At 60.9% G+C, this 13,112-nt stretch carries 14 protein-coding genes; 5 read left to right on the top strand and 9 right to left on the bottom strand.

The window, feature by feature from the left end; genetic code table 11:
• Positions 1-72: 72 nt before the first annotated feature.
• From aroQ to MHJ63_RS08535, 4 genes are all read left to right on the top strand, one after another.
• A complete protein-coding gene (aroQ, locus tag MHJ63_RS08550) occupies positions 73-528 on the top strand; it encodes a type II 3-dehydroquinate dehydratase (RefSeq protein ID WP_239447159.1) in 456 nt (151 codons plus the stop codon).
• A 194-nt stretch (positions 529-722) separates the two neighbouring features.
• Positions 723-2,528, top strand: a complete 1,806-nt coding sequence (locus tag MHJ63_RS08545; protein ID WP_239447158.1) for an MDR family MFS transporter — start codon at positions 723-725, stop codon at positions 2,526-2,528.
• Positions 2,521-3,027 (top strand): MarR family winged helix-turn-helix transcriptional regulator, encoded by a 507-nt coding sequence (locus tag MHJ63_RS08540; protein ID WP_239447157.1) that lies wholly within the window; start codon positions 2,521-2,523, stop codon positions 3,025-3,027. The genes MHJ63_RS08545 and MHJ63_RS08540 overlap by 8 nt, the downstream gene beginning before the upstream one ends.
• Before the next feature lie 211 nt (positions 3,028-3,238).
• On the top strand, positions 3,239-3,874 hold the full coding sequence (locus tag MHJ63_RS08535; RefSeq protein WP_239447183.1) for a DNA-3-methyladenine glycosylase I: 636 nt from the start codon (positions 3,239-3,241) through the stop codon (positions 3,872-3,874).
• On the opposite strand, the gene MHJ63_RS08530 is transcribed toward MHJ63_RS08535, so the two are convergent.
• Positions 3,861-4,241, bottom strand: coding sequence for a P-loop NTPase family protein (locus tag MHJ63_RS08530; protein ID WP_338110390.1), 381 nt, complete (start codon positions 4,239-4,241; stop codon positions 3,861-3,863). The two genes, MHJ63_RS08535 and MHJ63_RS08530, sit on opposite strands and share 14 nt — an antisense overlap.
• On the opposite strand from MHJ63_RS08530, the gene MHJ63_RS08525 reads away from it, so the two are divergent.
• Positions 4,165-4,455: an ArsR/SmtB family transcription factor gene (locus MHJ63_RS08525; RefSeq protein WP_239447155.1), complete on the top strand. Its 291-nt coding sequence runs from the start codon at positions 4,165-4,167 to the stop codon at positions 4,453-4,455. The genes MHJ63_RS08530 and MHJ63_RS08525 overlap by 77 nt on opposite strands.
• A 108-nt stretch (positions 4,456-4,563) precedes the next feature.
• Here the strand turns inward: MHJ63_RS08525 and MHJ63_RS08520 are convergent, their stop codons facing one another.
• The 8 genes from MHJ63_RS08520 to MHJ63_RS08485 all read right to left on the bottom strand — a co-directional run bounded on the left by MHJ63_RS08520 (position 4,564) and on the right by MHJ63_RS08485 (position 13,112).
• Entirely contained in the window at positions 4,564-5,571 is a 1,008-nt protein-coding gene (locus MHJ63_RS08520) for a glycine betaine ABC transporter substrate-binding protein (protein ID WP_239447153.1), read from the bottom strand.
• Positions 5,572-5,581: 10 nt separating this feature from the next.
• Complete coding sequence (locus tag MHJ63_RS08515) at positions 5,582-6,343, bottom strand: ABC transporter permease (protein WP_420876148.1); 762 nt, start codon at positions 6,341-6,343, stop codon at positions 5,582-5,584.
• Positions 6,340-7,743 (bottom strand): ABC transporter ATP-binding protein, encoded by a 1,404-nt coding sequence (locus MHJ63_RS08510; protein WP_420876147.1) that lies wholly within the window; start codon positions 7,741-7,743, stop codon positions 6,340-6,342. Before MHJ63_RS08510 ends, MHJ63_RS08515 begins: the two co-directional genes overlap by 4 nt.
• Entirely contained in the window at positions 7,736-8,377 is a 642-nt protein-coding gene (locus tag MHJ63_RS08505; protein ID WP_035756395.1) for an ABC transporter permease, read from the bottom strand. The genes MHJ63_RS08510 and MHJ63_RS08505 overlap by 8 nt, the downstream gene beginning before the upstream one ends.
• A gap of 151 nt (positions 8,378-8,528) precedes the next feature.
• Positions 8,529-9,677 carry a lactonase family protein gene (locus tag MHJ63_RS08500; protein WP_239447152.1) on the bottom strand — a complete coding sequence of 383 codons (1,149 nt, stop codon included), beginning with the start codon at positions 9,675-9,677 and terminating at the stop codon, positions 8,529-8,531.
• A complete protein-coding gene (locus MHJ63_RS08495; protein WP_070491623.1) occupies positions 9,677-10,522 on the bottom strand; it encodes an HpcH/HpaI aldolase/citrate lyase family protein in 846 nt (281 codons plus the stop codon). The genes MHJ63_RS08500 and MHJ63_RS08495 overlap by 1 nt, the downstream gene beginning before the upstream one ends.
• Positions 10,523-10,685: 163 nt before the next feature.
• Positions 10,686-12,125 carry a dihydrolipoamide acetyltransferase family protein gene (locus MHJ63_RS08490; protein WP_239447150.1) on the bottom strand — a complete coding sequence of 480 codons (1,440 nt, stop codon included), beginning with the start codon at positions 12,123-12,125 and terminating at the stop codon, positions 10,686-10,688.
• Between the two features lie 21 nt (positions 12,126-12,146).
• On the bottom strand, positions 12,147-13,112 hold the full coding sequence (locus MHJ63_RS08485) for an alpha-ketoacid dehydrogenase subunit beta (RefSeq protein ID WP_239447180.1): 966 nt from the start codon (positions 13,110-13,112) through the stop codon (positions 12,147-12,149).

Raw genomic sequence — 13,112 nt, 5'->3', positions numbered from 1 at the left:
CCATCCCACCACAATTCCTAGCCACCAGCGGAACCGAACCCAACTGCCCCGATAGCCAAAGCGAGCATGATCATGAGCACCAAAGCACAACGCACCGTGTATGTTTTCAACGGCCCCAACCTCAACCTGTTGGGCACCCGCGACCCGGAAACATACGGGACCACGACCCTCAGCGACGTCAAGGACCTGTGCGAGGCCGCTGCTGCCGAGCAGGGACTGACTCTGGATTTCCGGCAAACCAACCACGAGGGCGAGCTCATCGACTGGATCCACGAAGCCGGGGCCGCCGTCAAGGACGGAAACGCGGTGGGTGTTGTGCTCAACGCTGGCGCCTACACCCACACATCGGTTGCGCTCGCGGACGCGATCTCGGGAGCCTACTGCCCCACCGTCGAAGTGCATATCTCCAACGTTCACGCGCGCAAAGAGTTCCGGCACCACTCCTACCTCTCCCCCGTTGCGAAGGGAATCATCGTGGGGCTCGGAGTCACCGGCTACGAACTCGGGATCCGCGCCCTCGCCCAGTAACACTGGGTTCATCTGACACAACGCACTTAGCCGGTAAACAGCCTCGCCCCGTAAAACCTGCCCCGGGCCGTGACCGCGCGCCGTGTCGCGCAAGACACCACGCAAGTAGTTGACAATGCGCAACTACCTTGGATTATTGTTGACTTTCATCAACAACTTTTGTCGTGACTGCCGCGACATGTCCAGGAGGTTGCATGGCCGAAAACCCTGCGTCTGAACAGAACCCTGCACCAACAACTACCCCTGCGCCAGCATCGAACCCAGCTCCGATGTCTCATAGCGCTAAGATCCAGTCGCTGACAGCGCTGATCATGGCGATGTTCGTGGGCATGATCGCCAACACGGTCGTCTCAACCTCGATGCCGCGCATCGTTCACGACCTCGGCGGTACACAGGCACAGTATTCGTGGGTTATCGCGGCCGCAATGCTCGCGATGACGGTCACGGTCCCGATTTGGGGCAAGCTCTCTGACCTGCTGGACCGCAAGATGTTGATGCAGGTCTCGCTCGCGATCTTCGTCTCAGCAACAGCGTTCGCCGGCTTTTCACAATCCATCGACATGCTCATCGCCGCCCGCGTGTTCCAGGGGATCGGTATCGGCGGGACGATGACGTTGTCACAGATTGTGATGGCTGACGTCATTTCGCCTCGTGAACGCGGTAAATATATGGGGATTTTCGGTGCGGTCATGGCGTTCGCGACCGTCGCCGGGCCGCTGTTGGGTGGCTGGATCACGGATACGTTCTCTTGGCGCTACAACTTCTATATCGCGTTACCGGTAGCGATCGTCGCGTTCATCATGCTGCAAACCCGCCTGCACTTGCCGCCGCAGGAGTACCGCCGCTTCCGCCTCGACGTGCTCGGGCTGGTGTTGCTCTCCAGCGGTATCTCCCTGTTGCTGATTTGGGTCACGATGGGCGGCAACGCTCCCGGGGCGATGTTCCCGTGGAAGTCGGTTGAGACGCTGTGGATGACCAGCGCATCGGCTGTTTTGTTGATCGCGTTCGTGTTCGTTGAGTTGCGTACGGACGAACCGTTGCTGGATTTGCGGTTGTTCAAGAACCGTACGTTCACGCTTTCGGTGATCGGTTCGATCGCGGTGGGGCTGGCGATGTTCGGCGCGACCGTGTACCTGTCTCAGTTCATGATTATGGCGCGCGGCGCGAGCCCCACCATGGCGGGCATCATGACCATCCCGATCATGGTGGGCAGCATGATCTCCGGCAACGTCGTCGGCGTCATCATCAGCCGCACGGGCGTGTGGAAACCGTATGTGATCGCGTGCTCCGTCATGCTGGTTGTGGGGCTCGGATTGATGTCTGTGGTTCGCGCGGACAGCAACTATTGGTTCATGGCGGTGCTCATGTTCCTCATGGGTGCCGGTGTGGGCGGCACGATGCAGAACTTTGTTTTGCTGACGCAGAACGCTGTGCATCCGCGGGTCATGGGGGTTGCATCTTCCGCGGTGGCTTTCTTCCGTTCGATGGGCGGGACCGTTGGTATCGCTTGGCTCGGTGGTGTGCTCGCTAACCTCGCTCCGGCGTTGATTTCTGATAGGCAACAGGACTTGATGCGCGCGATTTCTAGCCTCCCGGCGTCCGAGCGGGCCGCGGTTTTGGACATGCAGACCTCTGGCGAGTTGCCGGCCCCGAGCATGCTCCCGGATTCTGTGGCAACCATCATTGAGCACGCCTACGGTGAGGCAATCGCGCACTTGTTCCTGTACGCCGCACCGTTCGCTGTGCTTGGCCTGGTGGTTGCGATCTTCATCCCGAACCTGAGCTTGTCGACTCATACCCGCCACGAAGAGCTCGCCCGCACCGCAGGGACCGACGGAGAATCTGTTGGCGAGGAAACGACTGGGTCCGCAGGCAACCCGGGCTCTGCGGATAACTCTGGGGCTACGGGGAGGCCCGGGTCTGCTGGTAGTTCAGGGCCTGTTGACAAGTCCAGGCCTAAGAACATGGTGCCGCGGCAGGAGGTGCGCCGAGATGTCTGATGCGTGTAGCGAGGAGTTCACGGAGCAGCTGCGTTCGCTGACCCGCGAGTACCGGATCCTGTTGGCCGCGGCTCGCCGCAGCTTCCGTGAGCAGGCCGCCGCCCTGGATACCTCCCTCCAACCGTTCGACGGGGTTGTAGCTTCCGCGCTCTACCGTCGGTTCATGGAGACCGGCAGTTGCACCCCGGACGCCGGGATGACGGTGACCGAGCTGTCCGAGGTTGTGGATGCCGATAAGTCGATGGTGTCCCGCGCGATCAAACGGCTTGAGACTGCGGAGCTGTTGGTGCGCACCGCGGACCCGAAGGACGCCCGGAGCTATCTTCTGGTTCTGAGCGATTCGGCGCGAGCTCGCTTCAAGGATTACGTTATGAAGCGGCAACAAGAATCCGCCGTCATGTTCGAGGACTGGAGTATCGAGGAAGTCTCGAGGCTAGCCGCGCTATTGAAGAAACTCAACGACAGCCGCACCCGGATGCAGGGTCGAGAAGCGCTATAGCTCGGGTTTCGGCAATCCACACCCGGTTCCTATCGGAGTTTTATCCACGGATTGAGGGTGCGGCTGTTTCGCGCCCGTGTTGTGGTGGGAAGCTGGAAACCCTAAGCATAACAGCCGTCTGAAAGGAGCCGTCGTGACCGATTCAGCTGACCAAACCGAGTTACTTGACCACACCGAATCAACTGAGCAAACCGAGGTACCTACCCAGGACCTGGCGTTGCCCCGCACGGCATGGGCATTGCAGGATCCGCTTCTGACCGAGTATTACGACACCGAATGGGGCCGGCTGATCACGAGTGAGCGCGGGTTGTATGAGCGGATCGTGCTCGAATCCTTCCAAGCGGGCCTGTCTTGGCTCACTGTCCTGAAGAAGCGCGAGGCCTTACGGGAGGCCTTCGCGGACTTCGACCCGGAGGCGGTCGCGGAGTTCACCGAGCAGGACGTCGAGCGGCTGCTGGCTGATGCCCGGATTATCCGCAACCGCGCCAAGATCGAGGCCGCGATCACCAACGCACAAGCAACGCTTGCGTTGCGTGAATCGGGTGGGCTCGCCGCACTCGTGTGGTCGCATACCCCGGCGCGCAGCTGCGTTCCCGCAACCGAGGAAGAGATCCCTTCGCAAACCGAGGAGTCCCGCGAACTCGCACGCGCCCTGCGCGGGCAGGGTTTCCGTTTCGTGGGCCCGACCACCGCGTTCGCGCTGATATGCGCGGTCGGGATGGTCGATGCCCACGTCACCTCATCCCACATGCGGGGCGTGTGCGGACTACGCGATGCCGCTGGCCAGTTGACCGAAGAAGGCAGGCGCTTCGTGGACGAGGTAACCGCGCCCGCTACTGCGCTGTGATGCGGATGGTTGTGCTCGCCATCGCTGTCAGCAATGGGGAGTCATGCGAAACGATCGCGGCCGCCGCTTGATCCTCGGCCACTACGTCCCCGATCACGTCCCACACTCGAGAGGCAGTGCGAGAATCCAATGCGGAGGTCGGCTCATCCGCGAATAAATACCGCACAGGCCGGACCAGCCCACGAACCACAAGCGCGCGTTGAAGCTGACCATCGGAGACCTCATGCGGCTTCCGGTCCAGAAGTTCGCGCTCTAGTCCCACACGCTCCCATAAGATGAGGGCTCGCTCATTGAGGTCTTTAGCGCGCGGCCGGATGCGGCCCCGGCCAAAACTCAGCGGAGCCGCGACTGTCTCAGCGAACGTCACCGAACTCGCCGAGGCCGCCGGGATCACGCCGAACGCAACGACACAAGCCCTGCGACGACTCGAAGACTCAGGCCTCGTCCTCCCACGCAGGGATGGCCGCCACCGCCGCTGGTCGCTCACCGACCCGCGCATCCACGAGCTACTCCACCTGGTCAGCGCTCCCCACACCGAACTGCACCCGGAACACAAAACTTTCCCGGAAAATCAGCACTAAGAGCCCCAGTTCTTCGCCGTAACAATGGCGAGACAATACACGAAAAGGGGCGGCACCCGACCCTGAACTAGCCCCCAGGTGCCGTCCCTCAACACGTACGAGACGAGACTATTTCTCGCTAATGAACCCTTCTTCGACCATCCATTCATAGGCCACATCCGATGGGTCTTGGCCATCGACGTCGACCTTGAGGTTGAGCTCCTGGAAGGTTTCGTTGTTCATTTTCTCTGTGATCTTCTCGTAGTTCTTCTCAAGCTGTGGATACTTCTTGATGAACTCGGCGTTATACAACGGAGCGATCTCATAGGACGGGAAATACTTCTTATCGTCCTCCAGGACCGTCAGGTTCAGCGACTTGATGCGGCCATCCGTTGCGAAGACCTCACCGAAGTTGCACGTCCCACGGGCGGTCGCCTCATAGATGGCGCCCGTATCCATCACGGACACGTTGGAAGCCGGAACGCCGTCCGCTTTACCTAGATCCATCTGGTAGTGGGCAAGCAACGGTTTGAAACCATCGGCACGGGAATTGAACTCCGCCTCAACACAGAACGTGCGGTCCTCGGCCGGGAGCTTGCCGACATCGGAAAGTGTCTTCGCATCCCCGAGCTTCTTGGCCGCATCCGCGCTGTAGGCGATCGCGTACGTGTTGTTCAGCTCGCCGGGCTTGCCCCACGTGATGCCGTTCTCGCGGTCCGCCTCGGCCACCGCCTGCCACTGCTTCTGAGGGTCCGGAATACCTTCCTCGCCACCCAGATAGGACAGCCACACGGTTCCCGTGTAATCGAACATGACGTCCGCCTTGTGCTGCTCCATGAGCTTACGCGCCGGCACAGAACCCGGAACGTTCGTAAGGTCCTTGACGTCAAAGCCCGAGGCCTTCGCCGTCAACACCGCGATCTTGCCCACAATCTGCTGCTCCGTGAAGTTCTTGGAGGTCACCACGATCTCCTGACCCTCCGCGCCATCGACCTGTTCAAGGCTTCCCGGGCCCGGTTCCTTAACGAAAGCCGCCGATGACTGCAGCCCGCAGGAACTCAACGCGAGCCCCACCGTGGCGAGCGCGGTCATCGCCATGATGCGAGACCGGCGGGGACCATTCAGTTTCTTTTTCACGAAAGCCACCTCACAAGCCTTTAGGACGGGCGACGTGCTCGACTACGCGCCCGACCCAGTCGATTACCAACGCCAGCAGCGCAACCAGGATTGCGCCCACCACTACAACGGTGGTCTGTGACAGGTTCACGCCCGTGGTGATGAGCAGCCCCAAACCGCCGCCGTCGATGAAGGTCGCTAGCGTTGCTGTACCAACCAGCAGAACCAACGCGGTACGGATACCGGCGAGCATCACCGGGACCGCGAGCGGCAGCTCAACACGGAACAGGACTGAAAGAGAGGACATGCCCATGCCGCGGCCAGCCTCGATCAGGCGCCGATCCACGCCATCCAAGCCCACCATCGTGTTCCGCAGCACCGGAAGCACCGCGTACACCACGAGTGCTACCACCGCGGACCAGAACCCGAAGTCCATCCACATAGCCAGCAACACCACAAGCCCGATGGCCGGTGCGGCCTGCCCGATGTTCGCCACCGCGATCACGGGGCCGGTCAGGAAACGCAGCGGCTTGCGGGTCAGCAGTACGCCCAGCGGGATCGCGATCACCAAAACGATCAGCGTGGAAACCACCGTAAGCTCGATGTGCTGAACAGTCAGCTCTGCCAGGCTCTTCGGAGACAGCGTCGATGCGGCGGTGGGGCTCAGGTCAGTTGCAGCCAGATAAATGAAGACCGCCCCGATCAACCCCAGCAAAACCAGCAGCTGGATTCCCAGCCCCAGCCAGTTATGCGAGGTGACCTTCGGTTTCTTCGCAGTAGCTTGGCTCGTCACAGGCGACCATCCTCACCAGCGTTGCCCGCATCGGGCTTCGCTTGCGCCTCAGTCCCTTCCGGGGTCTGGGTTTCGGCCGACGCTTGGGCTACGGCTGGGGCGTCGGCTTCCGGCATCGGGGTGTCGCCTTCACGGTTGGCATCCGACTGCGTCGCGACCGCCGGGATCGCGCCCGAGTTCATACCCACTGGCGCGTTGCGATCATCGGCCAGCTTGCGTGCCTGACCAATCCACGCCGTCACGGACTCGATGTCCACAACACCCCGGAGTGCGCCACGGCGGCCCGCAACAATCGCATGACCCGTGGTTGCTACAAGCATCGCATCCAACGCGTCATTGAGCGTGGCGTCCATGCCGATCACCGGAAGGTCATCGACCACCTGATCCGAGATGACCTCCATACGAGACAAGTCACGACGGGTAGGCCACTGGATTGGACGCTCACGCGAATCAACCACGACCGCCCTCCGATGCCCTGCCGCCTGGACGCGCGACAAAACATCCGAAGCCTTCTCGCCAGGGCGAGCCACCGTCGGTTCAAACAAATCCACTTCACGCACACGCGAAAGCGACAACTGCTTGATACCCGCGCCAGCCCCGATGAAACCTTCAACGAACTCGTTGGCAGGCCGAGCCAAGATCGCCTCAGGCGAGTCATACTGAACCAACTGGGCGCCCACATCGAACACAGCGATCCAGTCACCCAACTTCATCGCTTCCTCGAAATCGTGGGTCACGATCACGATAGTCTTGCCCAGCTCCTCATGGATCGAAAGCAGCTCATCCTGCAACCGCTGGCGCGTAATCGGATCCACCGCACCGAACGGCTCATCCATCAGCAGCACCGGCGGATCAGCCGCCAGCGCGCGAGCCACACCCACACGCTGCTGCTGACCACCCGAAAGCTCCTTAGGATAACGCTTCCGATACACCTTCGGATCCAAAGAAACCAGCTCAAGCAACTCATCAACACGTTCGCTGATGCGCTTCTTATCCCAGCCGAGCATCTTCGGAACCAAAGCGATGTTCTTCTCAACCGTCATGTGTGGAAACAAGCCGCCAGCCTGGATCACATAACCGATCTTGCGGCGCAACTTATCACCGTTCATCCCGGTGATGTCCTCTTGGTTGATGAAGATCTTGCCCTCAGACGGCTCGATCAGCCGGTTCATCATCTTCAACGTCGTGGTCTTACCGCAACCCGAAGGGCCCACCAACGCAACAATCGAGCCGGCGGGGATCTCCATCGTCAAACCACCGACCGCCGGAGTCGAAGTCCCCGGATACCGCTTGGTCACATCCTCCAAATAGATCCGGGCACCATGACGAGACGCCTCAGTCCCCTCAGAACTCGGCTCGAGAGAGTCAGCCGACTGGGTTGCAACAGAATTATCAGACACGGATACCCTTCCGGATAGTGAGGCGAGAGACGCCCAAAAGAATCAAGTCAAGAATGAGAGCCAAGATGATCACGCCCACCACAGCAACGACCACCGAGTTCAACGCATTAGCCCCGCCAAGGCGAGCCAAACCATCGAAAATAAACGTCCCGAAACCAGGACCCAAAACATAAGCAGCCACCGCGGCCACACCCATGACCATCTGGCCGGAAACACGGATACCAGACATGATCACCGGCCACGCGAGCGGCAACTCAACCGTCGCCAGGGAACGGATCCGGCTCATACCAATCCCACGGGCTGCCTCGCGCGTCTCCGCAGGGATCTCCGCCAACCCCACAATCGCGTTACGCAGAATCGGCAAAACAGCAAAAAACGTAACAACCACAATCGCCGGCGTAGGGCCGAAACCGAACGGACCAATCATCAACGCAATCAGCGCGAAAGACGGGATGGTCAGCCCGACCGAGCTCAGACCCATCGCGAAATTAGCCAGCCACGGGATGCGCGCCGTCAAAACCGCCAACAAGACAGCGATGACGGTGGCAAGTATCAGACACTGCACCACCAGCGACATGTGTTGATACGCCGCGAAGAGGATCTGCCCCCAGCGGTCAATGATGAATTCTTTCACGTATCTTCCACCTCAGATAAGGGATACACCCTTGAGGATTGGCGGAAACGCAAAGGTCGCAACACACCAACCCGGAGTGTTTGACCCTATCGACCTTATCAAGATCGCAACAAGCACCACCCAGCTTGAAGTAATATCTACGGCTCAGTAGTCACTTCCTATAGAACTCGAACGCCGCAGGACGAGCCCCCGTCGCGACCCGCTGCGTAGGGTTCAAAATCCCGTGCTCCGTAATCCGATACACGCTGATATGCCCCGACAATTCGCCAGCCACCAAAACCAGCTCACGGCCCGGCGCCACCGCAGCAGCACGCGGCCGCTCCTCCGTGCGCGTGCGCGCCCTACGGCGCGGCTGCGAACCCGTATCAAACACCGTCAACGCACTCGTGGTGCGCTCCGTAGCCAAAATATAGTTAGCGCCGCGGGCATGCATCAGACCCGCAGCCCACATCGGACGCTCCGGCAAGCCAGAGTCCTGCTCATCAGCATCGCTGTGCTCATCGCCGTCGATGCGTAGGGGGCCGCAACCCTCACCACGGACGTAACCCGGCGCGAGCTCATCCTCAGGCTCATCCACCCGGACCCTCGCGAACTCAGCCAACTCACCCGTTTCCGCATCCCGGTGGAACGTCAAGATCTCACCGCTCAGCTCAGTCAGCAACGCAACATGCGTACCCTCCGAGTGAACCATCACATGCCGCGGACCAGAACCCGCAGGCGCGTTCACCGTCCCGGAACGCACCAACGGCGGCTCACCAGTCACACCCCGCCGATAAATCACAACACGGTCATCAACCAAACTCGTCGCATACACGTGCCGGCCATCCGGAGACGGAACCACACAACGCATTCCACGGCCCGCCGCATCATCAATCCACGCCGGCTGACCCTCCTGAGGCAAACCCTGCGAATCCAACATGACACGGAACACCGCATCCCCGAAATAGCTCGCCCCCAACAAACCATCCCGGCCCACAGAACCAGCAACCGCCGGATGCTCATCCCCAGACGTCGGATCAAACTCCAAATACGCCGCCGAACACGGCAAATGCGCGGTCCCCCGCAACAACAACCGGCCACCAGCAACCACCGTGAAAACCCACAACAACGGATGCTCATGCGAGGCCCCACCCTGCCCGGCATACAAGATCCCGCGGCGATGATCCATCGCCAACATCGCGACATCCTCAAGGCCCTCAACCACCGCAAAACGGTTCAGCCGGCCCTCAGCATCATCCAAAACATAAGCCTCAATGCTGCCCTCATCCCGGCAAGCAACATACGTATACGTCGTAGACATCAGGCGTTCCACAACCCATACGAATCAGCGAGCTGCGCAATCTTCTGCGCACGCTTCAAACGAGGCAAATACGAACCATCAGTCATCGGCGCACCCTCCGCATGCTGATCCAACAACTCATGAGCCCACTTCAACTCATCCTCGCTCGGCGAAAGACCAGCATTCACACGCTCAACCTGATCAACATTCAAAACCAGCTTGCCCGTCATACCCATCTTCGACGTCACCGCGCAATCCTCAGTGACCTCAACATCATCCGCAGCCGGAACCGAAGGGCCATCAATCGGGCCAGGCAACCGCCCCACACGCGAAGCCACCACCAGCTTCCCCCGCGCATACGACAACGCCAACGGATCACCACCAGCGCCCGTATCCTTACGGAAATCATTCACACCGAAAGCCAACCGGAACGTACCCGGCGCAGACGCGATCTCAGTGGCATTCTCAATACCCAACGCCGACTCAATCAAAGCCAACACCGGAGTACCAGCCGCCAACCGCATCGCAGTCAACGCCACCTGCTCAGGCTTCTCCGTCTCCGCAAGCATCACCCCACGCAAACCAGGGGCACCCTGCAAAGCCTTCAAATCATCAGCCCAAAAATCAGACCGAATCGGGTTCACACGCACCCAACCACTCATCCCCGCATGCAACGCCTCAACAACGTTCTGCCGCGCCTCTTCCTTCTGATCCTCAGGGATCGGCGCCTCCATATCGAAAATCACCGAATCAGTCTCAGACGCCAACGCCTTACCAAAAATCTCTGGCTTCAAAGCATTAACGAGCAGCCAAGACCTCGAAAGTTTGGCAGGAAGAGCAGCAGCACGAATATTACGGATGGGCATACCTCAACCCTATAAGGACAAACCGGCGGCCGGAACACCCAACCGCCATGATGACGAAACAACGCTAGATACACATCGGTCGACGACCGTGTGAAGCGGGAGGGCGCGGCCGTGTGAGGCTGGCGATGCGAGCTAGGCGGGGTGGCGCGACCGCCCGCGCCGGTCAGTCCAGCAGTAGCGCGGGTTCCTCGAGGATCGCGGCGATGTCCGCCAAGAACACCGCGCACTTGTCCCCGTCAACAATCCGGTGATCAAACGAGCCACCCACCGTGGTGACGTACCGCGGTACCACCGCACCATCGACCACCCACGGGCGTTCCCGCACCGTACCGAACGCAACAATCCCGGCCTCCGGTGGGTTGATGATCGGCGTGCCCGTATCGATCCCGAGCGTTCCGACGTTCGTGATCGAGATCGTGCCGTCCCGCATATCCGCCGGCTGGGTCTTGCCGTCGCGGGCGTTCAACGCCAGGTCATTCAACGCGATCGCAAGCTCCTTAAGGCTGAGCTCGTCAGCGTTCTTGATGTTCGGGACAATCAAACCGCGGTCCGTCGATGCTGCAATACCGAGGTTGATGTAGCCCTTCTGGTGAATCTCAGCGCCGTTCTCCGTCTCTACCCACGTCGAATTGATCTCCGGGTTGCGTTGCGCCGCCCACATCACGGCCTTCGCGACCACCAGAAGCGGGGTGACCTTGACGCCCTCGAAATCGCGGGAAGCCTTCAGCCTGCGCACAAACTCCATGGTGCGGGTCGCATCCACATCCACGAATAGCGACACATGCGGTGCCGAAAACGCAGAACGGACCATCGCCTCCGCCGTTGCCTTACGCACCCCACGCACCGGAACCACCGTGACCTCGCCCGCCGGAGGCTCCGCAGACACTCCGTTGTGCATGCCAGCACCGAACGATGCGGCAACAGCTCCCCGCGGAACCTCACTCGAGGCAGCCGGGGCCGAGCTCCGGTAGGTGCCCAGACGCTTATCCGCGAAAGACGCCAGGTCTTCGCGTGTCACCTCACCTCGCGGGCCGGTCGCCGGAACATCACGCAAATCCACGCCCAAATCACGCGCCAACTTACGCACCGGAGGCTTCGCAAGCGCCGGAACACCCACCGAACCAGGGAGCGAACGTTGCGCACGCGCAGCCGGACCACCATACTCCACACCACGCTCACCCGCGCGCCGCTCGCCCGCATGCTGCGGGGCGCGCCTGCGACGCGACCGCAACGTCGCTTTATCCGCAACCGGACCTGAACCCACCAACGGGCCCGGACCGGCCGCCGCCTCACCAACCGCGCCGTCCTTACCGGCACCGGAACCGGCGGCAGCGGAGCCGGCGGCAGCGTCGTCGGTTGTTTCTTCACCTGGCCGGGCGATGTCGATCAGCGGCTGCCCCACCTCAACCACCTCACCAACATCGGCGTGCAGGCGCGTCACCGTCCCCTCGAACGGGCATGGCAATTCAACCAACGATTTCGCGGTTTCGATCTCAACGAAAGGCTGGTTCAGCGCGACCTCATCGCCCACCGCAACCTTCCATTCGACGATGTCAGCCTCGGTGAGGCCCTCGCCCACGTCAGGCAAATTAAACGTAGTCATCCCAAAGTCCTTCCAAAGCGCCTAGTGTTCGAACGTGCGGTCCAACACATCAACGATCCGGTCGATATTCGGCAGGTAGTCCGTCTCCACCCGCGACGGTGGATACGGCATGTGATAGCCGCCCACCCGCTCGATCGGCGCCTCCAACGCATAGAAACAGCGGTGCCCGATGCGTGCCGCGATCTCCGCGCCAAGCCCTTGGAAGGTTGGTGCTTCATGAGCAATGACGAGCCGGCCTGTCTTCGCGACTGAGGCCTCGATCGCGTCGAAATCGATCGGGTTCAAGGAACGCAGGTCGATCACCTCGATATCGAGGTCTTCCGCCTCCAACGCAGCCGCCGCGGCGAGTGCGGTCGGGACCACTGGCCCCCACGCGAGCAGGGTCGCATCCGTGCCTTCCCGCACAACCATCGCCTGGTCCGGGGCTGCCTCACGGTTCTGGGTGTCGACCTCGCCGCGCAACCAATAGCGGCGCTTCGGCTCAAAGAAGATCACCGGATCATCCAGCTCACACGCTTCCTGGATCATCCAGTACGCATCATGCGGCGAAGACGGCGTCATGATGCGGATGCCGGCAGTGTGAGCGAAGAGCGCTTCCGGGGATTCGGAGTGATGCTCAACCGAGCCGATCCCGCCACCATACGGAACCCGGATCACCACCGGGAGCGTGACTTTGCCGCGCGTGCGGGCAAACATCTTAGACAGCTGGGTTGTAATCTGGTTGAACGCCGGGAAAATGAAGCCATCGAACTGGATCTCAGCCAGCGGACGGTAGCCGCGCATCGCCATACCGATGCAGGTTCCAATAATGCCGGATTCCGCGAGCGGTGAATCCACGACCCGGTCTTCCCCGAAGTCTTCCTGTAGCCCGTCCGTCACGCGGTACACGCCGCCAAGTTTGCCGATGTCCTCGCCAATCAACAGTGAGCGTGGTTTAGTTTCTAGGATGCGGCGCAAGCCTGCGTTGATCGCGCCAGCGATAGTCAT

Origin of the sequence: Pseudoglutamicibacter albus (assembly GCF_022346425.1) — a bacterium.
Lineage (GTDB): Bacteria > Actinomycetota > Actinomycetes > Actinomycetales > Micrococcaceae > Pseudoglutamicibacter > Pseudoglutamicibacter albus.
This window is presented reverse-complemented; position numbering and strand designations above follow the sequence as displayed.